Origin of the sequence: Actinospineispora spinosispora DSM 44797, assembly GCF_000429025.1 — a bacterium.
In the GTDB taxonomy this organism is placed as follows: domain Bacteria; phylum Actinomycetota; class Actinomycetes; order Mycobacteriales; family Pseudonocardiaceae; genus Pseudonocardia; species Pseudonocardia spinosispora.
The window spans coordinates 300,909-323,748 of record NZ_KE386838.1 but is presented as its reverse complement, the minus strand read 5'-3'; the positions used below and the strand labels follow the sequence as shown (position 1 = coordinate 323,748).

Sequence of the window (22,840 nt, the reverse complement as noted above, 5' to 3'; positions counted from 1 at the left end):
GATCTGGTGCCACGATGTATCGGATCGATACAGTGGTGGCGACCATCGTTGCTCAGTACTTGCTCAGTGAACACGGGCCCAACTCAGGGCGAACGACAGGCGGGAGGCATCGCATGCTCGACTTCGCGGTGCTCGGCCTGCTCTACGAGGCGCCGATGCACGGCTACGAACTGCGCAAGCAGCTCGGTGCCCGGCTCGGCGGCTTCCGGGCGTTCTCCTACGGCTCGCTGTATCCCGCACTGCGCCGCCTGGTTCGGGACGGACTCATCGTCGAGGAGACCGAACCACCGCCCGCCGCGACCACCGGTTCCTGGTCACGGCGCAGCAGACGCCGCACCTACCGCATCACCGCGGAAGGTAAGGAGCGGTTCGCCGAGATGCTGGCCGACGCGGGCCCGCAGACCTGGGAGGACGACAGCTTCGGGATTCATCTCACGTTCTTCTCCCGGACGCCGGCCGAGGTCAGGATGCGAATCCTGGAAGGTCGTCGGCGCCGGGTCGAGGAGCGCAGGGAGGGCCTGCGGCACGCACTCGGGCGGGCGGGCGAACAGATCGACCGCTACACCCGCGAACTGCACCAGCTGGGCCTCGACGCCAGCGAACGCGAGGTCCGCTGGCTCAACGAGCTGATCGCTCACGAGCAGGCCGCCAACACCGAACACGAAGCAGACACACGCTCCATCGACGAGAAAACGGACACGCCATGACGCACGAGGAGGACCGGGCCGTGAACTCAGCCGCCCACGAGGTACGAGTCGCCGTTGTCGGCGTCGGCAACTGTGCCGCGTCGCTGGTGCAGGGGGTCCAGTACTACGCCGACGCCGACCCGAACACCCGGGTCCCCGGCCTGATGCACGTCGACTTCGGCGGCTACCACGTGCGCGACGTGCGCTTCGTGGCCGCGTTCGACGTCGACGCCAAGAAGGTCGGCAGGGACCTGTCCGAGGCCATCTCGGCGTCGGAGAACAACACCATCAAGATCGCCGACGTGCCGCCGCTCGGCGTGACGGTGCAGCGCGGGCCGACACTCGACGGTCTCGGCCGGTTCTACCGGGAGACCATCACCGAGTCGGACGAGCAGCCGGTCGACGTGGCGGCCGCGCTGCGCGAAGCACGCGTCGACGTCCTCGTGTCCTACCTCCCGGTGGGTAGCGAGGCGGCCGACCGCTTCTACGCGCAGTGCGCGATCGACGCGGGCGTGGCCTTCGTCAACGCACTGCCGGTGTTCATCGCCTCCGACCCGGAATGGGCGGAGAAGTTCCGCACGGCGGGCGTGCCGATCATCGGTGACGACATCAAGTCCCAGGTCGGCGCCACCATCACCCACCGGGTGCTGGCGAAGCTGTTCGAGGACCGTGGCGTCCAGCTCGACCGCACGATGCAGCTCAACGTCGGCGGCAACATGGACTTCCTGAACATGAAGGAACTGGAGCGCCTGGAGTCGAAGAAGGTCTCCAAGACCCAGTCCGTCACCTCGCAGCTGTCGAACGACATCGGCAAGGACAACGTGCACATCGGCCCGTCGGACTTCGTGTCCTGGCTGGACGACCGCAAGTGGGCCTACGTCCGGCTCGAGGGCCGCGCGTTCGGCGACGTGCCGCTGAACATGGAGTACAAGCTCGAGGTGTGGGACTCGCCGAACTCGGCCGGCATCATCATCGACGCGGTCCGCGCGGCGAAGATCGCGCTGGACCGGGGCCAGGGCGGCCCGGTGCTGTCCGCGTCCAGCTACTTCATGAAGTCGCCGCCGGAGCAGTACTCCGACTCGGTGGCCCGCGACGCGGTGGAGTCCTTCATCAAGGGCGAGTAATTCACCGCGCGCCAAGGTTCTTCCGGTGACTTCGCAGAGCCTCGTGTCGTGTCGCAGACGCTGCAGTGTCTGCGACACAACGCGACGCTCTGCGAAGTAGTCGCTACGCTGCGGAGTTGGCGATCGACAGCGCGTGACGTCTTCGGGCTCCGACTTCCACGGAACATCCGCTAGCGGATGTTCCGTTTTATTTACAAAGGATCCCGTCCGGAAATTTCGGACAGTTGGTTTTAAGTCACTGACGTGGGGAAATACAGTCATGTCAGATTTATCTTAAGAGAACGATCCGTTTCTATTGCAGAGTGAAACAGTTCAAGTGAGCGCGATCACGGAAATATAACGGGATACTGAGATCTCCGTCATAACGAATCGTGTTTGCCGATTCGTAACTTCTTCGAGGCCTTGCGGTGATTTGCCCTTCCGACCTGGAAAGGCACGCAACGGTCGCCGTCGGATCGAACCTGCACGGGTGCCCCCAGCACACGCGCCGGGGGGAGCCGATCGACGGCCGTATCGAAGGAGCCAACCCCGTGACGTACTACCCGTCCGCCCCCGCTGCCCGATTAACTCGAGCGCCCAGACCCATCGCGGTCCCTCGCCCCCGGGCGATGAGCACCGCCACCAAGGCGACCGCGGCCGCCGCGCTCGCCGCCGCGACCCTGTTCGCCAGCTACTCGGCCACCCCGGCCGCCGCGCACCGCGCACCTCAGCCGTCCGCGCTGCCCACCGCCCCCTCGGCGCCGGCCGACTCGGTGCCCGCGCTGGCACCGCCCGCCACGGCGCACCTCCCCGGCATCCCGGCACCGAGGGTGTCGCCGGAGTCCCTCGGCGGCCCGATCGCCGCCGCTCCCGCCGTGCTCTCCTCGCAGCTGCCGTTCGCGGCGCGCTTCACACTGCCGGTCGTTCCCCTGCCACAGCAGAGCAAGGCGCTCAGCGAGGCGATCACCGGTAAGCCGGTCGCGGTCGCCGTCCCCGCTCCGGTGGCCGTGCCGCCGCCGGCGCCCGCCGTCATCGCGCCGTCCACCGGTGCGGTCGCCCTCACCGCCGCGATGACCGCGAAGGGCACGCCCTACGTGTGGGGCGGCACCAGCACCAAGGGCTTCGACTGCTCCGGTCTGATGCTGTGGGCGTTCAAGAAGGCCGGTGTCACGCTGCCGCGCAGCAGCAGCGCACAGAGCAGCGCGGGCCACGCCGTCTCGAAGGCCGACCTGCAGCCCGGCGACCTGGTGTTCTTCTACAGCCCGGTCAGCCACGTCGGCATCTACGTCGGCAACGGCCAGGTCCTGCACGCACCACAGTCCGGCGACGTGGTCAAGATCAGCCCCCTGGCCCGGATGCCCTTCCACAACGCACGGCGGGTCTAGTTCGGCTGGTCTTTTGGTCCTGCTCCGCGCGGACATTCACGACGCAGTGCTTCGCACTGAACCCCCTTCGGGGAGACTCGCGGAGCCCACTTCGCAGACCTTCTAGCCCCACCTCGCAGACCCTCGCGTCGTGTCGCAGACACTGCAGCATCTGCGACGCGACATGAAGCTCTGCGAAGTCACCCAGCCCCCTCCGGGGCGCCCTGAACCCGGTGGGACGCGGCGCAGCCGTGGCTACCCTGGGCGCCACACACCTCCGCCATCCCCGCGATTCTGGCCTGCACTTGGCGTGGGCGGGTGGTGTCAACCCTGAAACCTCGCCCCCGAACGAGCTGCACCAGGAACGCGTGCGAGGCCGGCGTCAGCCGGGGGTTGATACCACCCGCCCACGCCAAGACACTGGATGGCCAGCGGGGACACCCCTACAACAACGCCTGCCCCTGAACTGCCTTCGACCGGTCACCCGACCGAGACCGGCACCGCGACACCTGAGAGCTGCTAATCTCGTCTGGTCGAGCACGCTGCTCGAGAAGCATCTTCTGGAGGACGCCATGGCTGCCCGGGCCATTCACCGGGCGGGGAGCTGACGCTCCTCAGGCTCGGTGACACGACGTCTTGTTTCGTGTTGCACCGCTCCAGGAGAGTGTTCACCTTGATCAACAGTCCGTCTCGCGACTGGCACCACCACTTCTTCACCGAACTGCCCAACGAGTTCTGGCGTCGCGTCGTCCCTCCGGAGGCGACGCTCGCCGAGGTCGACTTCGTCGAGCACCGGCTGGGGCTCGCGCCCGGCTCGCGGGTGCTCGACGTGCCGTGCGGCAGCGGCCGCCACACCCTCGAACTGGCTCGCCGAGGCCATCGGGTCACCGGCATCGACATCTCCACCGAGGCGATCGACCACGCACGCCGGATCACCGCCGGCTTCGAGGTCGAGCTGTCGGTTGGCGAGATGACCGACGTCCCGGCCGACGGCCGGTTCGACGCGGCGATCTGTCTCGGCAACAGCTTCGGCTACTTCCCGCTCGCCGAGACCCGACGGCTGATCTCCGCGCTGGCCGCCGCGCTGCGGCCGGGAGGGGGGTTGGTGATCGACCTCGGCACCACGGCCGAATCGCTGCTACCCGGGTTCACCGCCGGGGCCGAGGTCATGGAGACCGGCGACATCCGGGTGTCCGCGTCCCGCGAGTACGACGTGATCACCGGACTGCTGGTCACCGAGTACGAGTTCAGCCGAGGCCCGCAGCGGCGCCGGGCGAGCGCGCCGTACTACATCCGGACCACGGCGCACCTGATCGAGCTGCTCACCGACGGCGGGTTCGCCGACGTGCGCTGCTTCGGTGACCCGGACGGCTCGCCGTACGAGCTGGGCGATCGCCGGCTGCTGTTGACCGCGGCCAGGTAGCCGACACGGGTGGTGGACTCGCATTCACCTGTTGTTCATGCTGAGATTCTTCTCAGGTCAACCAGGTGCGGGTTAGCTCGCTTCGTCGGTCCACCACCCGTTCGGAGGCGCAGTGCCGATCGTTCCTCTCACCACCACCGGGCGCTCCGCGCTCACCTGCCGCTTTCGCTGCGGCTCCGCGTGCGCGCATCCCGCGCCCAACACCAGTGACAATCCGTACTTCGCCGAGCTGACCCGCCGGGGCGTGCTGCGCGCGGGCGCACTGCTCACCCTGGTCGGGGCGGCCGGTACGGCACTGGCCGGCTGCGCGGACCAGTCGCCGCCCGCTCCGGCGGGGCCGCCGGTCCCCGGCACGAACTTCAGTCCGGTCGCGCCGAACACCGCCGACGCGATCACCGTGCCCGCCGGCTACCGCAGCTCGGTGGTGCTGCGCTGGGGCGACCCGATCCTCGCCGGGGCGCCCGCGTTCGACTTCGCCGCCCAGACCCCCGAGGCGCAGGCCGGGCAGTTCGGGTTCAACAACGACTTCTGCGGTCTCGTGCCACTCGGCGACGGCCGGTGGGCGATGTGGAGCAACCACGAGTACGTCACGCCGATCTTCATGTTCGCCGGCTACGACGAGGCCAACCCCACCGAGACCCAGGTGCGGATCAGCTGGAACGCCGTCGGTGGCAGTGTGGTCGCCGTCCGACGCGACCCGGGCGGAGCGCTCGTCGCGGTGCCGGGTGACCGGCTGAACCGGCGCATCACCGCGCTCACCCCGTTCCGGTTGAGCGGTCCGGCGGCGGGCGGTCCGCTGCTGCGCACGTCCGCCGATCCGACCGGCACGACCGTGCTCGGCATGCACAGCAACTGCTCGGGTGGCGTCACGCCGTGGGGCACGATCCTGTCCGGCGAGGAGAACTTCAACAACTACTTCGCGGGCGCCTCGGCGGTGACCGACCCGACGGCGGCGGCGCGGCTCGCGCGCTACGGCATCACGAAGGGCGAGAGCGAGACGAAGTGGGAACGCTTCGACCCGAGCTCCACCCCCGTCAAGCACACCGCGCTCGGCCGGTTCAAGCACGAGGGCGCCAACATCCGACTGGCCCCGGACGGTCGCGCGGTCGCGTACATGGGTGACGACGAGCGCTTCGACTACCTGTACAAGTTCGTCTCCAGGGACCGGTTCACCCCTGGCGACACCCCGGAGGCGCGGGCGGCGAACAAGCGGTTGCTGGAGATCGGCACGCTGTACGTGGCGACGGTCAGCGGCCCGGCGACCGACCCGCCGGACGGGCTGTTCCACGGCTCCGGCAGCTGGATTCCGCTGGTCATCGACAACACCAGCCAGGTGCCCGGAATGAGCGTCGAGGAAGTGCTCGTGCTGACCCGGGTCGCGGCGGACAAGGTCGGCGCCACGAAGATGGACCGGCCGGAGGACGTGCAGCCGCACCCCAAGACCGGCCGGGTGTACGTCGCGCTGACCAACAACACCGACCGGGGCGCGGCGGGCAAGGCCGCGCCGGACGGACCGAACCCTCGGCCGCGCAACAAACACGGCCAGGTGCTCGAACTGGTGGAACGGGGTGACGACCCGACCGGGCGGGAGTTCGACTGGTCGCTGGTGCTGATCTGTGGTGATCCCGCCGCGCCGGACACCTACTTCGCCGGGTTCGACAAGACGAAGGTCAGCCCGATCTCGTGCCCGGACAACCTGGACTTCGACTCGCACGGCAACCTGTGGATCGCCACCGACGGCAACGCGCTCAAGTCCAACGACGGGCTGTTCGCGGTACCCCTCGACGGTCCGGAGCGTGGCCGGGTCAAGCAGTTCCTGACCGTGCCGGTCGGCGCCGAGACCTGCGGCCCGGTCGTGACGGACGACTTCGTGCTGGTCTCGGTGCAGCATCCCGGCGAGGTCGACGGCGCGTCGGCGGACAAGCCCGCGTCGCACTGGCCGGACGGCGGGACCAGCCAGCCGCGCCCGTCCGTCGTGTGCGTGACCCGCGATTCCGGCCAGATCGGCGTCTAGAACCCGTGAGTGGCGAGTGGTCCTATAGGACCACTCGCCACTCACGGGTTGTTCTTACAGGACGATGTTCACCAGGCGACCCGGGACGACGATCACCTTGCGCGGGGTGCCGCCACCGGTCAGCGCGACGATCTTCTCGTCGGTCAGCGCCGCCGCCTGCACGGCCTCGCGGTCGGCGTCCGCCGCGACGGTGATGCGCGATCGGACCTTGCCGTTGACCTGGATCGGGTACTCGACCGTGTCCGCGACCAGGTAGGCCGGATCGGCCACCGGGAACGGCGCGTAGGCGAGCGTCTCGTCGTGACCGAGCAGCGACCACAGCTCCTCGGCGACGTGCGGGCACAGCGGCGCGAGCAGCAGCACCAGCGGCTCGGCGACCGCGCGCGGCACCGAACCGGGACCGTACTGCTTGGTCAGGTGGTTGTTCAGCTCGATGAGCTTCGCGGCGGCGGTGTTGTAGTGCAGCGCCGTGTAGTCGGTGTGCACGCCGTCGATGGTGCGGTGCAGCAGCCGCAGCGTGTCCGTGCTGAGCTCACCGTCTACGACGATCGCCTCGCCGGTCTGCTCGTCGACCAGGTTGCGCCACAGCCGCTGCAGGAACCGGTACGAGCCGACGACGTCGCGGGTGGACCACGGGCGGGACACGTCGAGCGGGCCGGTCGACATCTCGTACAGCCGGAACGTGTCCGCCCCGTACTGCTCGCACATGTCGTCCGGGGTCACCACGTTGCGCAGCGACTTGCCCATCTTCCCGTACTCGCGCCGCACCGGTTCGCCGTTGTACTGGTAGCCGGTCTTGCCGTTCTCCAGCGTGACCTCGACGACCTCTTCGGCCGGGACGTAGGTGCCGCGCGCGTCGGTGTAGGCGTACGCCTGGATGTAGCCCTGGTTCAGCAGCCTGCGGAACGGCTCCTCGGAGCTGACGTAGCCGAGGTCGAACAGCACCTTGTGCCAGAACCGGGAGTACAGCAGGTGCAGCACCGCGTGCTCGACGCCGCCGACGTACAGGTCCACACCCCCCGGGTCGCCGGGACGCGCGTCGTCCTTGCCCATCCAGTACTGCTCGACGGCCGGGTCGCAGAACGTGTCGCTGTTGGTCGGGTCCAGGTAGCGCAGCGGGTACCAGCAGGAACCGGCCCACTGCGGCATCGTGTTGGTCTCGCGGCTGTAGTGCTTGAGCCCGTCGCCCAGGTCCAGCTCGACGTTGACCCAGTCCTGCGCGCGCGACAGTGGCGGCTCCGGCTGGGTGTCCGCCGCGTCCGGGGGGTAGCTGCGCGGGGAGTAGTCGTCGATCTCCGGCAGCACGACCGGCAGCTGGTCCTCGGGCAGCGGCAGCGGGCCGATCTCGTCGTGCACGATCGGGAACGGCTCGCCCCAGTAGCGCTGCCGGGAGAACAGCCAGTCGCGCAGCTTGTACTGCACGACGGACTCACCGGCGCCGCGCGCGGACAGCCAGTCGATGATCGTGCGCTTCGCCTCGTCGACCTCAAGGCCGTCGAGGCTGATCTCGTCGTTCGCCGAGTTGATCGCAGGGCCGGCGCCGGTGTACGCCTCGCCGTCGAAACCCTCGGACGGCTGCACGGTCCGGATGATCGGCAGGCCGAACCTCGTGGCGAAGTCCCAGTCGCGCTGGTCCTGGCCGGGGACGGCCATGATCGCGCCGGTGCCGTAGCCCATCAGGACGTAGTCGGCGACGAACACCGGGATGGAGCGGCCATCGACCGGGTTGGTCGCATAGCCACCGGTGAAGACGCCGGTCTTCTCCTTGTTCTCCTGTCGGTCCAGCTCCGACTTGCGCCCGGCGGCCGCGCGGTAGCCGGCCACGGCCTCGGCCGGGGTGGCCGCGCCGGCGGTCCAGCGCTCGTCGACGTCGGCGGGCCATTGACCGGCGGCCAGCTTCTCGACCAGCGGGTGCTCAGGGGCCAGCACCATGTAGGTGGCGCCGAACAGCGTGTCCGGCCGGGTCGTGAAGACCTCGATCTCGTCGCCGGTGCCGACGACCGGGAAACGGACCTGCGCACCCTGCGAGCGGCCGATCCAGTTGCGCTGCATCGACTTGATCGAGTCCGGCCAGTCCAGCCGGTCCAGGTCCTCGATGAGACGGTCGGAGTACGCGGTGATCCGCATCATCCACTGCTTGAGGTTGCGGCGGAACACCGGGAAGTTGCCGCGTTCGCTGCGCCCGTCGGCGGTGACCTCTTCGTTGGCCAGCACGGTGCCCAGCCCCGGGCACCAGTTGACCGGAGCCTGGGACAGGTAGGCCAGCCGGTAGGAGTCGACGAGCGCGCGCCTGCCCGCCTCGTCACGCTCGGCCCAGGCGGTCTCGCCCGCCGGGACCGGACGGGCACCGGAGGCGAACTCGGCCTCCAGCTCGGCGATCGGCCGGGCTCGCTTAGCGGCGGTGTCGTACCAGGAGTTGTAGACCTTCAGGAAGATCCACTGGGTCCATGTGTAGAACTCGACGTCGGTGGTGGCCACCGAGCGGCGGTCGTCGTGGGCCAGCCCGAGGCGGCGCAGCTGCGACCGGTAGCGCGCGATGTTCTCCTCGGTCGTCTTGCGCGGGTGCGTCCCGGTCTGCACGGCGTACTGCTCGGCGGGCAGCCCGAACGCGTCGAAGCCCATCGTGTGCAACACGTTGCGACCGGTCATGCGCAGATAACGGCCGAGGACGTCGGTACCGATGAAGCCCAGCGGGTGGCCGACGTGCAGGCCGGAGCCGGACGGGTACGGGAACATGTCCATCAGGTAGGCCTTCGGACCCCTGGCCTCGGCCAGTTCCGGATCGGCCAACGCACCGGCCGTGTTCGGCGACTCGAAGGTGCGGTGGGCGGCCCAGTGGTCCTGCCACCGAAGCTCGATCCGGCCTGCCAGCTCGGCCGTGTACCGATACGGCGGTACCTCGTCCGTGGCCCGCGCGGGGGCGGCCTGGGTCGTGTCGGTGCTCATGTCTCTCCTGGGATGACTCTCGCTAGTTCGGACGGCCGTTTGTCTCCTGGAACCAACTCTGCCCTTAAAACAAAAGGGGCCCTCAGCCATGTCAGGCGTGAGGGTCAGCCGCGCCGGCGTCCACGAAGGGGCTCAGCGCGGCTCGGTAAGCACTAGGCGGGCCGTCCGCATACGTCAAGGGTAGCTCGGTGAACGGATCGAGCCCGAGTGGGTTCACGACGCAAGCACTCCGAGTCGTTGACTTTGGTCCGGGCGCCCGCTAACTTCCCCTCTGCAGGTCTGAAGTCCTCGGTGTGAACACGTCCACCGACGACGGACACCCTGCCCCGGCAGTACCAGCAAGACCCAGTAGGTCTCGGTGTGAATTCGACCGCGGAGATCAGGTGTTTTCCTCCCTGTATTGTTTGCTGCGCTCATTTCGCACCCTCTGACCTGTTCGTCCTCCCTCGCGTTACCGACGCTGAGGTCGAGGTGACAGCGCTTCAGGTGCACCGGGCGCGGCAGCCCCGCACATGAAACGGCTGAATCCGATGAACATCTGCATGCGCTTCATCTCCGACGGCATCCGCGACGCGGTCGCCCACTACCGCCGCGACGACCTCCCGCTGCACCGACTGTCCTGGGAGCTGCACACCAGGATCGACACCCTGGTGCCGCACGCCCCCGCTGTCTGGATCGACCAACTGCGCGACCTCCAGCGTCGCGTCGCCGAGGTCGCCACGACCGGGTCGGGCACTGCCGCGACCGAGCTGACCGAGCTCGAGCACCGCACCCTCGACGAGTCGCTGAGCAAGCTCCAGGACGTCCTGGAACTCGCCAGGGGCTGACCCGAACCGACCTTCCGGCCATCCGGCCAACGAGGTCCACCGGCCACAGCGCGAGCGCGAACTCCACCCGCTCGGCCGGCCACCTGGACCCGGCCAGATGACCGCCCGGCCGCCGGCTCGGTGGCCACCGGCCACGGGCGCGAACTCCACCCGCCCGGCCATGGCCACCACGACCGGCCACACGGCCATGACCGCACAGGTGGCCACGGCCAACACCTCACGGCACCCGGCGCGAACCCCACCCGCCAGGGAGGCCGTGAGTGTTGCGGCCGCCCCCGGGCGGCCTTGCCACTCACGGCCCCGAGCTACCCTGAAACCCATGGTGGGTTCGGCGAGTCAGGTAGCGGCTGTTGTCGTGGCGGCCGGTGGGCTGGCGCTGGTGTCGGTCGGGGTGCTCGGCGCGCGTCGTCGGCTGCCGCGCAACCGGTTCGCCGGTGTCCGGACGGTCAACACCCTGCGCGACGACGAGACCTTCGCGGTCGGCAATCAGGTCAGTGCTCCGCTGACGATCGGTGGCGGTGCGGTCGCGGTGCTGGGTGGTCTGGCGACGCTCGCCGCGAACTCGACCGCCCTGGCGATCACACTGCTGGCACTGACGGTGCTCGGCACGCTCGGGCTGATGGTGGCCGGCGGTGTTCTCGGCGACCGGGCCGCGAAGCAGGTTCCGATGCCGACCCTCGGTGGGTGCAGCGGAGTGTGCACCGGCTGCAGTCTGGTCGAGGGCTGCGGTGGTGGCACCGCATCGAACACCGAACAGGCGGGCACCGAACAGGCCGCCGCGCAGAGCTGACCCGGCCGCTCAGCTCACGGGCCTACCGGTGCACCGGGGCCCTGGACCAGTGGGTCGGGGTTGATGCCCTGCAGCCGCAGTGAGTTGTCGCGGTACATCTCGCAGCCGTTGGTGAGCCTGCCGGAGTCGCACGCGTCCTTGTACTGCTGCTGCCACGCGGTCATCGGCCGGCCGGGGATCGGCTTGGCGTCGAGCGCGACCGGGGGACCCGCCGGGGGCGCGGCGGCCGCTGACGACGGCGGCGGCGCCGGGGGTGCGGTGCTGTCGTCCTGCGTGCTCGAGCTGTTGCAACCGGCCAACGCAAGCGCCAGGCCGGCCGCGCAGATCGGCCACAGCGTCCGGGACCTCATACCTGAAACTGTGCCACAGCCACGCCGCCGGCTCAGTTCCGCGCCACGTCGGCGGGGAACGTGGACAGCAGCGCCAACGGCATCCCCTGGCGGCGCAGCACCCGGCCCCACAGGTCGCCGGTCGCGGTCACCAGTACGTCGTCGGGCAGGGCCGGCACCAGAATCCAGTCGCCCCGGCTGATCTCGCCGTCCAGCTGGCCTGAGTTCCACCCGGCGTAACCGGCGAAGACCCTCAGGCCGCGCATGCGGGGAGCCAGCTCGCCGGGGTCCGCGTCCAGGTCGATCAACGCGACCGGGCCGCGCACCGGAACGACCCCGCCGATCGCGGACGGGTCGTGTCCGGGAAGGAACGCGGCGAGGCACAGCGCTGTCTTCTCGTCGACCGGGCCGCCGACGAACACGGCCTTCGGCGTGCTCGTGTGCGGCGCCCACACCGGCAGCACGTCCTGGACCGCGACGTCACTGGGCCGGTTCAGCACAACGCCCAGCGTGCCTTCGCCTCGATGCTCGATGACGTAGACGACGGTGCGTCGAAAGTTCGGGTCCAGCAGGCCGGGTGCCGCCACGAGAAGCGTTCCCGGCTCGACGTCGCGGTCGGATTCCGCCCGCTCATGCGCCGCCACGTCCCACATCGTTGCATCTTCTCTCGCCGTCGCAACGCTCCGCTAATCAGGTCACTCATAGCGTGTCGCGGTGTGGTGCGGAGTTAACTGGGCCTTTGGGGAATTGCTGTCGGGTCGCCGAGTCGCAGACGTTAGCCTTGGGCAAGTGAGTTCAGCACAGCAGCGATCGACCGACCTTGCCTCCGAGGAGCCCACCGGTAAGTCCACCGGCGAGGCGACCGGGGAGCACGGGCGGGAACGCCTCGGCCTGCGTGCGTTGCTCGGGAACTCCGGATTCTTCCGGTTGCTGCTGGTCCGCTTCACCGCCCAGTGGGGCGACGGCATGTTCCAGGCCGCTCTCGGCGGTGCGGTGCTGTTCAACCCGGAGCGTCAGGCCGACCCGATGGCGGTCGCCGTCGGGGTCGCCGTGCTGTTCCTCCCGTACTCGATCATCGGCCCGTTCGCGGGTGCACTGCTCGACCGGTGGGACCGGCGCCGGGTCCTGTGGGCGGCGAACCTGGTGCGCGCCGTCTGCACGGTCGGTGTCGCCGTACTGGTGGCGACCGGGGTGGCCGGCGCGCCGCTCTATCTCGGCGCGCTGGCTGTGACCGGTGTCACGCGGTTCGTGCTGGCCGGGCTGTCGGCCGCGCTGCCGCACGTGGTGAAGGACAAGCACCTCGTCGAGGCCAACGTGGTCGCCGCGACGGCGGGCGCCGCGATCGCCGCCATCGGCGCGGGATGCGCCATCGCGCTGCGTGGTCTGTGCGGTACCGGCAACTTCGGTTCGGCGATCATCACCGTGATCGCCTCGGCCGGCGGGATCGTCGCCGCACTGATCGCGGTCGGCTTCGGCAAGGGCGCGCTCGGCCCGGACGAGCCGAACGAGGCGCGCCGCGCACTGGTCGCCATCGCACGTGGGCTGGCCGACGGGGCACGCGCCACCGTCGCCGCGCGGACCGTCGCGTCGTCGTTCATCGCGCTCATCTGCCACCGCCTGGCGTTCGGTGTGTGCATGCTGCTGATGCTGCTGCTGTTCCGGCACGAGTTCACCGCGCACGGCTTCCTGCTCAGCGGCATGGGCGGCATCGGCGAGATGGTCGGCGCGGGCGCCGCCGGGCTGGGCGCGGCCGCGCTCGTCACCCCGTGGCTCGCACATCGGCTGGGCCGCCCGGGAGCGATCCGGGTCGCGCTGCTGCTGTGTGCTCTGACGTCACTGGTGCTGGCGTTCAACATCAAGGCGGAGATGGCGCTCGTCGGCGCGTTCGTGCTGACCGGAGCAGGTCAGATCGTGAAGCTGTGCGCCGACTCGTCCGTGCAGAGCGAGGTGCACGACGACGCCAGAGGCCGGGTGTTCGCCCTCTACGACGCGGTCTTCAACATGGCGTACGTGATCGCCGTGATCGCCGCGGCACTCCTGTCCCCGCCAGAGGGCCACTCACCACTCCTGCTGGCGGCAGCCGGCGCTTGCTACCTAGTCGGGCTGACCGGACACGAGCTCGTCCGCAGGGTAAGCAGGCGGTAAAAGCCGGCTCCGCAAGTCTCCGAAGGAGTTCCGGCGAAGGCCGGGTAGTGAATGTCCGCAACCAGGCTCCCAAGCCGAACGGCGGCTCCCAGGGTGACAACAAGCGCGCGCTCGGCCGACGAAGTCGGCTTGTTTTTCTGGGAGTACCCCCGAAGCGAAGCGAGGGGGTGGTCACAGAAAAACTCCGCGCGGAACAGGCCTAAAGAGACGAGTACCAGGCGCGTAGTTCGGCTTCTGCCTGCTCGTGGGTGAGGGGGCCCTTCTCCATGCGGACCGCCAGGAGGTGCTTGTAGGCCTTGCCGACGAGCGGGCCCGGCTTGAGGTCCAGCAGGCGCATGATCTCGTTGCCGTCCAGGTCGGGACGGATCGCGTCGAGCTCCTCCTGCTCACGCAGGGTGGCGATGCGGTCTTCGAGCGAGTCGTAGCTGCGCTGCAGCGCGGTGGCGCGGCGACGGTTGCGGGTCGTGCAGTCGGACCGGACCAGCTTGTGCAGCCGGTCGAGCAGCGGACCCGCGTCGGTGACGTAGCGGCGCACGGCGGAGTCGGTCCATTCGCCGGTGCCGTAGCCGTGGAACCGCAGGTGCAGGTACACCAGGCGGGACACCTCGTCGACGATCACCTTCGAGTAGCGCAGCGCGCGCAGCCGCGTCCTGGTCATCTTCGCGCCGACCACCTCGTGGTGGTGGAAGCTGACCCGGCCGTCGTCCTCGAGCCGCCGCGTCTTCGGCTTGCCGATGTCGTGCAGCAGCGCGGCGAGGCGCAGCACCAGGTCGGGGCCGTCGGTCTCCCGGTCGATGGCCTGCTCCATCACGACCAGCGAGTGCTCGAACACGTCCTTGTGCTGCATGTGCTCGTCGGTCGCCAGGCGCATCGCCGGGACCTCGGGCAGCACGTACTCGGCGAGGCCGGTGTCGACGAGCAGCTCCAGCCCGGCACGCGGGTGGGCGCCCAGGATCAGCTTGCTCAGCTCGGCCTGGACGCGTTCGGCGGTGATCCGGGTGATCTGCTCGGCCATCTCGGTCATCGCGACGCGCACCCTGGGCGCGACGTCGAAACCGAGCTGGGAGACGAAGCGCGCGGCGCGCAGCATGCGCAGCGGGTCGTCGGCGAACGAGTCCTCGGGTGCGGCGGGGGTGTCGAGCATGCGCTTGGCCAGCGCGGCCAGTCCGTCGTGCGGGTCGACGAAACGGTGCACCGGCAGCTCGACGGCCATCGCGTTGACCGTGAAGTCGCGGCGCAGCAGGTCACCTTCGACCGTGCTACCGAACACCACCTCGGGATTGCGGGTCTGCCGGTCGTAGCTGTCCGCGCGGAACGTGGTGATCTCGACGGTCTGGCCGCGCTTCGTGGCGCCGACCGTGCCGAACGCGATCCCGGTGTCCCACTGGCGGTCAGCCCAGTCGCCCAGCAGCCGCTGGACGACGTCGGGGGTGGCGTCGGTGGTGAAGTCCAGGTCGCTTGCCTTGGTCTCCAGGCGTCCGAGCAGCGCGTCGCGCACACTGCCGCCGACGAGGTACAGCCGGTGACCGGCGTCGACGAACCGCTGAGCCAGGTCGTCGGCCAGCGGCGATACGCGCAGCAACTCCACCACAGCATTCTCTCGCGCACGGGTCAGTGCGGTGGACTCCGCGGTTGGCGACACAGCGGCTGGCAAGACAACAGAAGGCACGGCGAGCCAGTCTAGATGAACGGTGCGCAACGCCGCGTTGACGTATCGCTCCACGTATGGGACCGGGTTCCGCCATATGGCCCCTTCGAGCAGTTCCATGATCACCACCGCGTCACGGCTGTTTTTGGGCCGCAAAACAGCCACCAGACGGTGATGATCATGAAAAGCGGTCAACGGGGGGCGATCTTCACCCGTACAGTCCAGCACGGCGCCGCTCCCGCTGTTCGGGAAACGGCGGAACCGGACAGAGCGACACGGCCTAACGACGGCGCATCGTTTGCCACCTCGTTACCATCTCGGCATGTCCCCTTCCCGCGGTCGCTCGGATGGGCGCCGCGGCCGCGGCTCCGATCGTCGCCGCCGGCTGCGTACCGTCGACGAGACCTCGGCCGGTGGGTTGGTCGTCGACCATGCCCTGTCCATTGCCGCGGTGATCGGTCGGCTGGACCGGCGCGGGCGGTTGTTGTGGTCTCTGCCAAAGGGGCACATCGAGGCGGGCGAGACGCCGGAGATGGCGGCGATCCGCGAGGTACAGGAGGAGACCGGCATCCTCGGTGAGGTGCTGGCGCCGCTCGGCACGATCGACTTCTGGTTCGTCGCGGAGGACCGGCGGGTCCACAAGACGGTCCACCATTTCCTGCTCAGGATGCTCAGTGGTGAGTTGTCCGACACCGACATCGAGGTGACCGAGGTCGCCTGGGTACCGTTGGATGAACTCGAGGCCAGGTTGGCCTATGCCGATGAGCGACGGCTGGTACGAAGAGCGACCGCCATGCTGGAGGAATCCGCGTGACACCGGGCCGGCGGCATTGGGGCGCGACCACTGTGTCCACCCTGATTGCGCTGGCCGTTCTCACCGTCGGCCTGCTCAGTCTCACCGCCTCGGGGCACCTGTCCGGGTCGGTGGCCGACGCCGCTCCTTCGCCGGACGCCACGGCCCGGCCCCGCGCGCCGGTGGCCCCGGTGGGAAGCAACCCCATCCAGCTGCGCATCGACTCGATGAGCCCCCGCGTGGTCACCTCGACCGGTCCCGGGGAGCTCACCGTGACCGGGATGCTGACCAACGCCGGCGACCAGCCGGTCGGTGACGTCGAGGTTCGCGCGCAGCGCAGCGACCGGCTGCGGACCGACGGTGACCTGCGCACCGCGTTGAGCGGCGACGCCGCTGATGACGCCATCACTCCCAGCTTCACCCGGCTCGCCGACGAGCTGGCGCCCGGTCAGCAGGTACCGATCGAGCTGACCGTGCCGTTGCGCGGAACCGAGACGGCGTCGCTGGCGCTGCAGCGCACCGGAATCTACGACCTGCTGATCAACGTCAACGGGGTGCCGGCGGGCGGTGACCAGGCCCGCCTCGCGGGTGTGCACGCGCTGCTGCCGGTCCTCGGCCTCCCCGCTGTCGGTGGCCGCGCCGCCGAGACCACCCCGGCCGAGCCGGCGGGCGCCGCCCAGCCGGTCAGCGTCCTGTACCCGATCGCGGACCAGCCGAGACGCCTGCCGACCGGACCCGCCGAGCCGGTGCTGCTCGGTGACGACCAGCTCGGGACGGACCTGGCGAAGGGCGGTCGGCTCGACGGGCTGCTCGACGCTCTCGAGGCGGGCGCCCCGGCCGGTTCGCCGATGCACCAGGCGGTGTGCCTGGCGATCGACCCGGACCTGCTGCGCACCGTGTCCGACATGGCCGGTCCCAACGGCTACCGGGTCCGGGGCCCGAACGGCGCGGAGGTCGACGGCAGGGGCGCGACCGCGGCGAACACCTGGCTGAACCGGCTGCGCACCGACGCCGCCGGTCGGTGTGTGATGGCGTTGCCGTACGCGGACGCCGACATCGTCGCGCTGTCCCGCGCCGGGCTGGGCGACATGACCGCCTACGCCACCCGGGGCGGGGCCCGGATCGTCGCCGACGTCCTGCGCACCCAGGTCCGCACCGACGCCACCTGGCCGGCCGACGGGCTCCTCGACGAACGCTCACTGACCGACTTCGCGCGCGCCGGCGGACGCACCGTCGTGCTGTCCGCCGACGCTGTGTCGTCCGGCAAGGCCGCCCGGGGCGCCACCGGCGGCACCGTCCGGCTCTCCGCGCCGGGCAGCACGACGGTGGGCCTGCTCACCGACCCGCTGGTCAGCCTCGCCGCGTCCGGCCCGCCGAGCAGCGAGGACCGCACGCTGACCAGCAGGCTCAGCTCGGTGACCGGGTCGGACCCGGTCAACCCGACGGGCAGCGGCGGCACGCTGTCCGACCAGAACACCATCGGCGCCGTCGCCTACCGAGCGCTCGGTACCGCCTCGGCGAGCACGCCGCTGCTGGTCGCGCCGCCGCATCAGTGGCACACGACCGGCGCGGACGCGAAGGAGCTGCTCGGCTCGATCGCCACGCTGGTGACCTCGGGCCGGCTCGTGGCCGCCCCGCTCGGCGGCGCCGCGACCGAGGGCGCCGAACCGGCCGGGACGGCCGCGAGCCTGGTCTATCCGCTGCGTGCCGGAGCGCGCGAGGTCCCCACCTCGGTCACCACCCGGCTGCGCGACGACCGCAACGCCACCGAACAGCTGCGCGCGGCCGCGGTCGCGCTGCCCGGCGTCGGTTCCACCCCGGACCAGGTGTTCAACCCGGTCACCGAAGGCATCCTGCGGGCCGGTTCGGCGGTGTGGCGCGGTCGCGGTGAGCTGTCCGAGGCCGCGACCAAGGTGATCACCGACCGGGTCCGGCTGTTGCGTTCGCTGGTGCGGGTGCTCGAACCGCCCAGCCCGTACGCGCTCGGCGACAAGGAGGCGCCGCTGCCGATCACGCTGTCCAACGGGCTGCCGGTCGGCATGCAGGTGCGGGTCCAACTGTCCGACACGCCCGGGCTACGGATCGCCTCGATGACGCCGGACCCGCTGCCGCCGATCCCGCCGATGGGCCGGTTGCAGGTCAAGGCCAACGCGCAGCTGAACAAGTCCGGCACGTTCAGCGTCGAGGCGCGGCTGACCACCCGCAACGGCGTCGTTCTCGGCACGCCGAGCAGGCTGCAGCTGCGCTCGACCGTGTACGGGACCGTCACGCTGTGGCTGACCGGGATCGCGTTCGTGCTGCTGGTGGTCCTCGCCATGCGGCGGATCATCCGGCGGATTCGCGGCGGCAACAGCGAGGAGGACCGCCGGGCACGGACCGCGCCGAGCGAGCCGACACCAGCGGAGCCGACACCGGCCGAGGCGACACCGGCGGAGGCGACACCGGCGGAGGCCGTGGCTTCCGCGCGGTCGATGTCCGGCCCGGCGACGATCTCCACTCCCATCTCGGCCGTCGCCGAGCCCGGACCGCAGCCGGGGCCGCCACGCGGAGCCCGGATCCGGGGCCCGGTGGGTCCCGCCCGCAGCATCAACCCGGTGGCACGCAACAACCTGCTCGGCTACCCGAACCAGCCGCCGCGCGGGAGCACCCCGCAGGGCCCGGTCCGGGGGTTGCCGGGCAACCCGGCGCAGAACGTCCCGCCGCCCACCGGCAGGCCGCCGCGTGCCCAGAACCAGCCTCCGCGCTCTCCCGCGCAGGGTCCGGTCCGCAGCCCGATGCCACCACCGCCCGCTGGTCCGGCGCGTCCGAGACGCGTTGCCCCCGGCGCGAACGGACAGCAGGACCCGAACCGGCAGCCGAACCCGAACGGCCGGCCACCCGCCCCGCCGGCCGGTGAGAACCGGGCGACGGAGCGGCCGGACACCACCGGCGCGGCGCAGGCACCCGACCGACCCGACACCGATCAGCCGGCGCAGCAGGGGGGCAAACCCCGTGCCCGTCGGAACCCGGAGAAAACTATGCCGGTGCACCGGACCCGCCAATGACCAGAACCGACCGCGACGATGTCGAGCAGGACATGACCGACAGCGAACCGGCGCCCCCGCAGTCGAGGTCCTCGCTGCTGCGCGCCGGCAGCACGATGGCGATCGCGAGCCTGGTCAGCAGGCTCACCGGCTTCGCCCGTCAGCTCGGTCTGGTGGCGGCGCTCGGGCTGGGCGTGGTCAACGACTCGTACACGGTCGCCAACACGCTGCCCAACATCGTCTACGAGCTGCTGCTCGGCGGGGTGCTGACCAGCGTCATGGTGCCGCTGCTGGTCCGGGCACAGAACGAGGACGCCGACGGCGGCGAGGCGTACACCCAGAAGCTGCTGACCGTCGCAACGGTCGTACTCGTGCTGGCCACGGCGCTGGCGATGCTGACCGCGCCGCTGCTCACCGCGCTGTACCTGGGCGGCGACGAGAACACCAAGGCCAACCCGGCGCTGACCACCGCGCTCGCGCTGCTGCTGCTCCCGGAGATCGTGTTCTACGGGCTCGGCGCGTTGTTCGGCGCGATCCTCAACACCCGAGGCGTGTTCGGGCCGTTCGCCTGGGCTCCGGTGCTGAACAACCTGGTGATGCTCGCGGTTCTCGGCGTCTACGCCTCGCTGGGCAGGGACATCGACACCGCGAACGTGCGCCTCGACGACCCGATGCTGCTGCTGCTCGGGCTGGGCACGACGCTCGGCATCGTCGTGCAGGCGCTCGTGCTGTTGCCGTCGATGCGCAGGGCCGGGCTGAACTGGCGGCCGCGGTTCGGCTGGGACAGCAGGCTGCGCAACGCGGGCGGGCTCGCGCTGTGGGTCGTCGGCTACGTCCTGATCGGCCAGGCCGGTTACATCGTCATGACCAGGGTCGCGACCAGCTCCGACGCCGGCAGCGTGTCCACCTACAGCAACGCGTGGCTGCTGCTGCAGGTCCCGTACGGCGTGCTGGGTGTGTCGCTGCTGACCGCGCTGCTTCCCCGGATGAGCCGCGCCGCCGCCAAGGGCAAGATCGGCGAGCTGGTCAAGGACTTCTCCCTCGGCATCCGCTACTCGACCATCGCGCTCATCCCGGTGGCCGTGCTGATCACCCTGTTCGGCACGTCGATCGGCGTCGCGCTGTTCAGCATCGGCAAGACCAGCGGTGGCGAGGCGGCGAGGCTGGGCAGCACCCTGGCCGTGTCCGCGTTCGGGTTGCTGCCGTTCGCGGTGACGATGCTGCAGCTGCGGGTCTTCTACGCCATGAAGGACGCCCGGACCCCCACGATCATCCAGCTGATCATGGTCCTGGCGAAGATTCCGCTGTCCCTGCTGTGCCCCGTTCTGCTGGCACCCGATCAGGTGGTACTCGGCCTCGCCGCGGCCAACGGTGTCTCCTTCGTGGTGGGCGCCGTGATCGGACAGGTGTGGCTGCAGCACCGACTGGGCAGCACCGGCACGGTCGAGTCACTCATCACGTTCGGCAAGACCGCTGTGGCGTCCTCGATCGGCGGACTCGCGGCAGCGGGCCTGGCCATCGCGTTGCGCACATCACTCGCCGACTCGATCGGGCCGCAGGCGCAGGCCTGGATCGTGCTGCTCGGCGGAACCGTCGTGGCCCTCGTGGTGACGCTGATCGCCATGAGGTTGGTGCGACTCGCCGAGCTGGGACCGCTGTGGCGAAGGCTGGCACGCCGCTGATAACCAGGTGACGCTCATGTCTCAGCTCGGTGGGAATCCAGCCGATCGGCGGGGGCCTGCCGTAGGCTGGGGTCGGTTGGGGATGCCGACCGGCGAGGGGGTCATGCAAGGTGAGCGGGCACACCGAGCAGCGCCCAGCCGCCATGCGTGAGCGCGCAAGTACCAGCGGGAATGCCGGAGCTGAGCACCCCAGCGAAGACAGCGGTCACGAGGTGGACAGCGAGGGGTCAATGGGAGACGAGGCCACGCCGGAGCTCTTGGCCACCCAGCCAGGGATCCCGGTGACCGTCCTCGAATCCGGGGAGCCGTCGGAGAACGGTGCCGGCTCGTCCGAGCCCGCCGCTGTGGCCGCCTCGATCTCCACCGCGCCGTTCCCCACCCCGACCGCCGCACCGGCGCCGATCCCCGCCGAGCCGGGGACGAACGGCGCCGCCGCGACGAGGCGGCCCAGCCCGAAGCCCCGGTTGACCCAGCCCAACGCCGCGCGTCAGGGTCGCGCGCCCGGCGGCATGATCGCCGAGCGCTACCGGCTGCTGGCCCAGGTCGGCGCGGACCAGTCGGTGCACGCCGAGTTCTGGCGGGCCCGCGACACCGTGCTCGAACGCGACGTCGCGCTCACCCTGCTGCAGGACACCGGCGAGCCCGGCGGTTCCGAACGCGCCGCCGAGATGATCAGCAGGGCGCTGCGCTGGGGCCAGTTCGAGGACATCGGCTGCGCCCGGCTGCTCGACGTGATGCGCAACGACAGCAGCGCACCCGGCGGCCTGCCCGACGACATCTACGGGCTGGCCGTCACCGAATGGGTTCCCGGCAAGAGCCTCGCCGAGGCGGTTGCCAACGGACCGCTGCGCACGGCCGCGGTCCTTGGCATGCTGGATCCGCTGGCCCAGGGTGCTGAGGCGGCACATCGCCAGGGTCTGGTCCTCGGCTGCGCCCATCCGCAGCGGGTACGGATCACTCCGGAGGGCGGCGCCCGCCTGGCGTTTGCGCTGCCGCACCCCGACGTGACACCCGCCGACGACGTGCACGGCCTCGGCGCGACGCTGTATGCGCTGCTCACCGCGCACTGGCCGCTGTCCGGCACGGACGCCGAGCTCGCCGGCCTGCCTCCCGCGCCCCGCGACGTCCAGGACGAGGTGCTGCCGCCCGGCATCGTCCGCCCCGGCGTGTCCGTCGAGGTGTCCGCGCTGGCGCTGGGCGCGCTCGGCGCCGGCAGCGGCCACGGCAGGGTCCACACCGCCGCCGCCGTGCACAAGGTGATCAGCGAGCTGCTCGAGGTCGAGTCGGAAGCGGCGATGCTGCCCCCGCCGGACGACGGCGCGCCGATGACCCCCGACGAGGTCTGGCGCACCGACTCGATCGCCGAGCCGGCACCCGACCCGGTCAAGAAGCGCAAGCTGTCCATCGGCATGGGCGGCCTCGGGCTGGGCATGCTCGCGGTCATCGCCTACGTCGGCGTCCAGCTGGGTTCGCTGCTGGGCGTCACCCCACCGTCCGCACCGAAGATCGTGGTCGGCGGCCCGCCCCCGTCGGTGGCGGCATCGGCACCCGCCGCGCCGCAGGCACCGGCGCCCGGCATGCCCGAGCTGCCGCCTGGTTCGGCGGCCGTCCAGGTGGCGTCCGCGAAGGTCTTCGACCCGACCGGCGACCCGGACAACCCCGGCAGAGTGGCGAAGGCGTTCGACAACGACCCGAACACCAGCTGGAGCACCTACAACTACCGGCAGCCGTTCCCCGCGCTGAAGGCGGGCGTCGGAATCATGGTGTCCTTCGCGTCGCCGGTCCAGCTGTCCTCGCTGGTCGTCACGTCGCCGAGCATCGGCACCAACATCGAGGTCCGCTCGGCGGCCACACCCGACGCGACGCTCGCCCAGACCATCCCGATCGCCACCAGCGACCTGCGCCAGCAGAACACCACGGTGTCGCTGGCCGGCAGCCAGCCGGTGCAGAACGTCCTGATCTGGATCACGAGGCTGGGCGGAGTGGGCGACCAGAACGTCACCGAACTCTCGAACCTGACCTTCGAACGAGTAACCGGCTAGCTCCCGCGCTCCACGGCCACTGTGC

The 22,840-nt window shown here is 70.2% G+C and carries 16 protein-coding genes; 12 read left to right on the top strand and 4 right to left on the bottom strand.

Translation table 11 applies throughout. The features are described 5' to 3' along the window. The first annotated feature begins 113 nt into the window (after window positions 1-113). The 5 genes from G406_RS53170 to G406_RS0142175 all read left to right on the top strand — a co-directional run bounded on the left by G406_RS53170 (window position 114) and on the right by G406_RS0142175 (window position 6,590). Window positions 114-707 carry a PadR family transcriptional regulator gene (locus G406_RS53170; protein ID WP_037081256.1) on the top strand — a complete coding sequence of 198 codons (594 nt, stop codon included), beginning with the start codon at window positions 114-116 and terminating at the stop codon, window positions 705-707. After that, window positions 704-1,810: an inositol-3-phosphate synthase gene (locus G406_RS0142190; RefSeq protein ID WP_051343402.1), complete on the top strand. Its 1,107-nt coding sequence runs from the start codon at window positions 704-706 to the stop codon at window positions 1,808-1,810. Before G406_RS53170 ends, G406_RS0142190 begins: the two co-directional genes overlap by 4 nt. Window positions 1,811-2,418: 608 nt before the next feature. Further along, the gene (locus G406_RS59920) at window positions 2,419-3,174 is read left to right on the top strand and encodes a C40 family peptidase (RefSeq protein WP_051343401.1); all 756 of its coding nucleotides are present in this window, start codon (window positions 2,419-2,421) and stop codon (window positions 3,172-3,174) included. Between the two features lie 652 nt (window positions 3,175-3,826). Continuing rightward, window positions 3,827-4,576, top strand: a complete 750-nt coding sequence (locus G406_RS0142180; RefSeq protein ID WP_211241430.1) for an SAM-dependent methyltransferase — start codon at window positions 3,827-3,829, stop codon at window positions 4,574-4,576. A gap of 112 nt (window positions 4,577-4,688) precedes the next feature. Further along, window positions 4,689-6,590, top strand: coding sequence for a PhoX family protein (locus tag G406_RS0142175; RefSeq protein WP_051343400.1), 1,902 nt, complete (start codon window positions 4,689-4,691; stop codon window positions 6,588-6,590). A gap of 54 nt (window positions 6,591-6,644) precedes the next feature. Here G406_RS0142175 and leuS read toward each other — a convergent pair whose 3' ends face one another. Next, window positions 6,645-9,536 carry a leucine--tRNA ligase gene (gene leuS / locus G406_RS0142170; protein WP_028938564.1) on the bottom strand — a complete coding sequence of 964 codons (2,892 nt, stop codon included), beginning with the start codon at window positions 9,534-9,536 and terminating at the stop codon, window positions 6,645-6,647. Between the two features lie 512 nt (window positions 9,537-10,048). Here leuS and G406_RS0142165 point away from each other — a divergent pair. Together G406_RS0142165 and G406_RS53165 are read left to right on the top strand one after the other, a co-directional pair. After that, the gene (locus G406_RS0142165; protein WP_028938563.1) at window positions 10,049-10,363 is read left to right on the top strand and encodes a hypothetical protein; all 315 of its coding nucleotides are present in this window, start codon (window positions 10,049-10,051) and stop codon (window positions 10,361-10,363) included. 319 nt (window positions 10,364-10,682) lie between these two features. Beyond that, on the top strand, window positions 10,683-11,153 hold the full coding sequence (locus G406_RS53165; protein WP_064743179.1) for an SdpI family protein: 471 nt from the start codon (window positions 10,683-10,685) through the stop codon (window positions 11,151-11,153). Between the two features lie 14 nt (window positions 11,154-11,167). Here G406_RS53165 and G406_RS53160 read toward each other — a convergent pair whose 3' ends face one another. Both G406_RS53160 and G406_RS0142150 read right to left on the bottom strand, forming a co-directional pair. Continuing rightward, window positions 11,168-11,503 (bottom strand): hypothetical protein, encoded by a 336-nt coding sequence (locus tag G406_RS53160; RefSeq protein ID WP_037081254.1) that lies wholly within the window; start codon window positions 11,501-11,503, stop codon window positions 11,168-11,170. A 32-nt stretch (window positions 11,504-11,535) separates the two neighbouring features. Beyond that, window positions 11,536-12,135 (bottom strand): YqgE/AlgH family protein, encoded by a 600-nt coding sequence (locus tag G406_RS0142150; protein ID WP_037081252.1) that lies wholly within the window; start codon window positions 12,133-12,135, stop codon window positions 11,536-11,538. A gap of 136 nt (window positions 12,136-12,271) precedes the next feature. On the opposite strand from G406_RS0142150, the gene G406_RS0142145 reads away from it, so the two are divergent. Then, a complete protein-coding gene (locus G406_RS0142145) occupies window positions 12,272-13,627 on the top strand; it encodes an MFS transporter (protein WP_245607420.1) in 1,356 nt (451 codons plus the stop codon). Window positions 13,628-13,826: 199 nt separating this feature from the next. On the opposite strand, the gene G406_RS0142140 is transcribed toward G406_RS0142145, so the two are convergent. Next, window positions 13,827-15,395: a CCA tRNA nucleotidyltransferase gene (locus G406_RS0142140; protein ID WP_084216859.1), complete on the bottom strand. Its 1,569-nt coding sequence runs from the start codon at window positions 15,393-15,395 to the stop codon at window positions 13,827-13,829. A 202-nt stretch (window positions 15,396-15,597) separates the two neighbouring features. On the opposite strand from G406_RS0142140, the gene G406_RS0142135 reads away from it, so the two are divergent. The 4 genes from G406_RS0142135 to G406_RS53150 all read left to right on the top strand — a co-directional run bounded on the left by G406_RS0142135 (window position 15,598) and on the right by G406_RS53150 (window position 22,815). Then, a complete protein-coding gene (locus G406_RS0142135) occupies window positions 15,598-16,089 on the top strand; it encodes an NUDIX hydrolase (protein ID WP_028938559.1) in 492 nt (163 codons plus the stop codon). Window positions 16,090-16,121: 32 nt separating this feature from the next. Continuing rightward, window positions 16,122-19,112, top strand: a complete 2,991-nt coding sequence (locus tag G406_RS0142130; RefSeq protein WP_028938558.1) for a DUF6049 family protein — start codon at window positions 16,122-16,124, stop codon at window positions 19,110-19,112. Next, a complete protein-coding gene (murJ, locus tag G406_RS53155) occupies window positions 19,109-20,773 on the top strand; it encodes a murein biosynthesis integral membrane protein MurJ (RefSeq protein WP_051343398.1) in 1,665 nt (554 codons plus the stop codon). The genes G406_RS0142130 and murJ overlap by 4 nt, the downstream gene beginning before the upstream one ends. A gap of 230 nt (window positions 20,774-21,003) precedes the next feature. Beyond that, entirely contained in the window at window positions 21,004-22,815 is a 1,812-nt protein-coding gene (locus G406_RS53150; protein ID WP_051343397.1) for a protein kinase family protein, read from the top strand. The last annotated feature ends 25 nt before the right edge of the window (window positions 22,816-22,840 follow it).

What these genes read in the sequence shown, in the direction of transcription:
- G406_RS53170 (WP_037081256.1), top strand. Translation starts at nt 114, where the DNA reads ATGCTCGACTTCGCGGTGCTCGGCCTGCTCTACGAGGCGCCGATGCAC.
- G406_RS0142190 (WP_051343402.1), top strand. Translation starts at nt 704, where the DNA reads ATGACGCACGAGGAGGACCGGGCCGTGAACTCAGCCGCCCACGAGGTA.
- G406_RS59920 (WP_051343401.1), top strand. Translation starts at nt 2,419, where the DNA reads ATGAGCACCGCCACCAAGGCGACCGCGGCCGCCGCGCTCGCCGCCGCG.
- leuS (WP_028938564.1), bottom strand. Translation starts at nt 9,536, where the DNA reads ATGAGCACCGACACGACCCAGGCCGCCCCCGCGCGGGCCACGGACGAG.
- G406_RS0142165 (WP_028938563.1), top strand. Translation starts at nt 10,049, where the DNA reads ATGAAACGGCTGAATCCGATGAACATCTGCATGCGCTTCATCTCCGAC.
- G406_RS53165 (WP_064743179.1), top strand. Translation starts at nt 10,683, where the DNA reads ATGGTGGGTTCGGCGAGTCAGGTAGCGGCTGTTGTCGTGGCGGCCGGT.
- G406_RS53160 (WP_037081254.1), bottom strand. Translation starts at nt 11,503, where the DNA reads ATGAGGTCCCGGACGCTGTGGCCGATCTGCGCGGCCGGCCTGGCGCTT.
- G406_RS0142150 (WP_037081252.1), bottom strand. Translation starts at nt 12,135, where the DNA reads ATGTGGGACGTGGCGGCGCATGAGCGGGCGGAATCCGACCGCGACGTC.
- G406_RS0142140 (WP_084216859.1), bottom strand. Translation starts at nt 15,395, where the DNA reads ATGGAACTGCTCGAAGGGGCCATATGGCGGAACCCGGTCCCATACGTG.
- G406_RS0142135 (WP_028938559.1), top strand. Translation starts at nt 15,598, where the DNA reads ATGTCCCCTTCCCGCGGTCGCTCGGATGGGCGCCGCGGCCGCGGCTCC.
- murJ (WP_051343398.1), top strand. Translation starts at nt 19,109, where the DNA reads ATGACCAGAACCGACCGCGACGATGTCGAGCAGGACATGACCGACAGC.
- G406_RS53150 (WP_051343397.1), top strand. Translation starts at nt 21,004, where the DNA reads ATGGGAGACGAGGCCACGCCGGAGCTCTTGGCCACCCAGCCAGGGATC.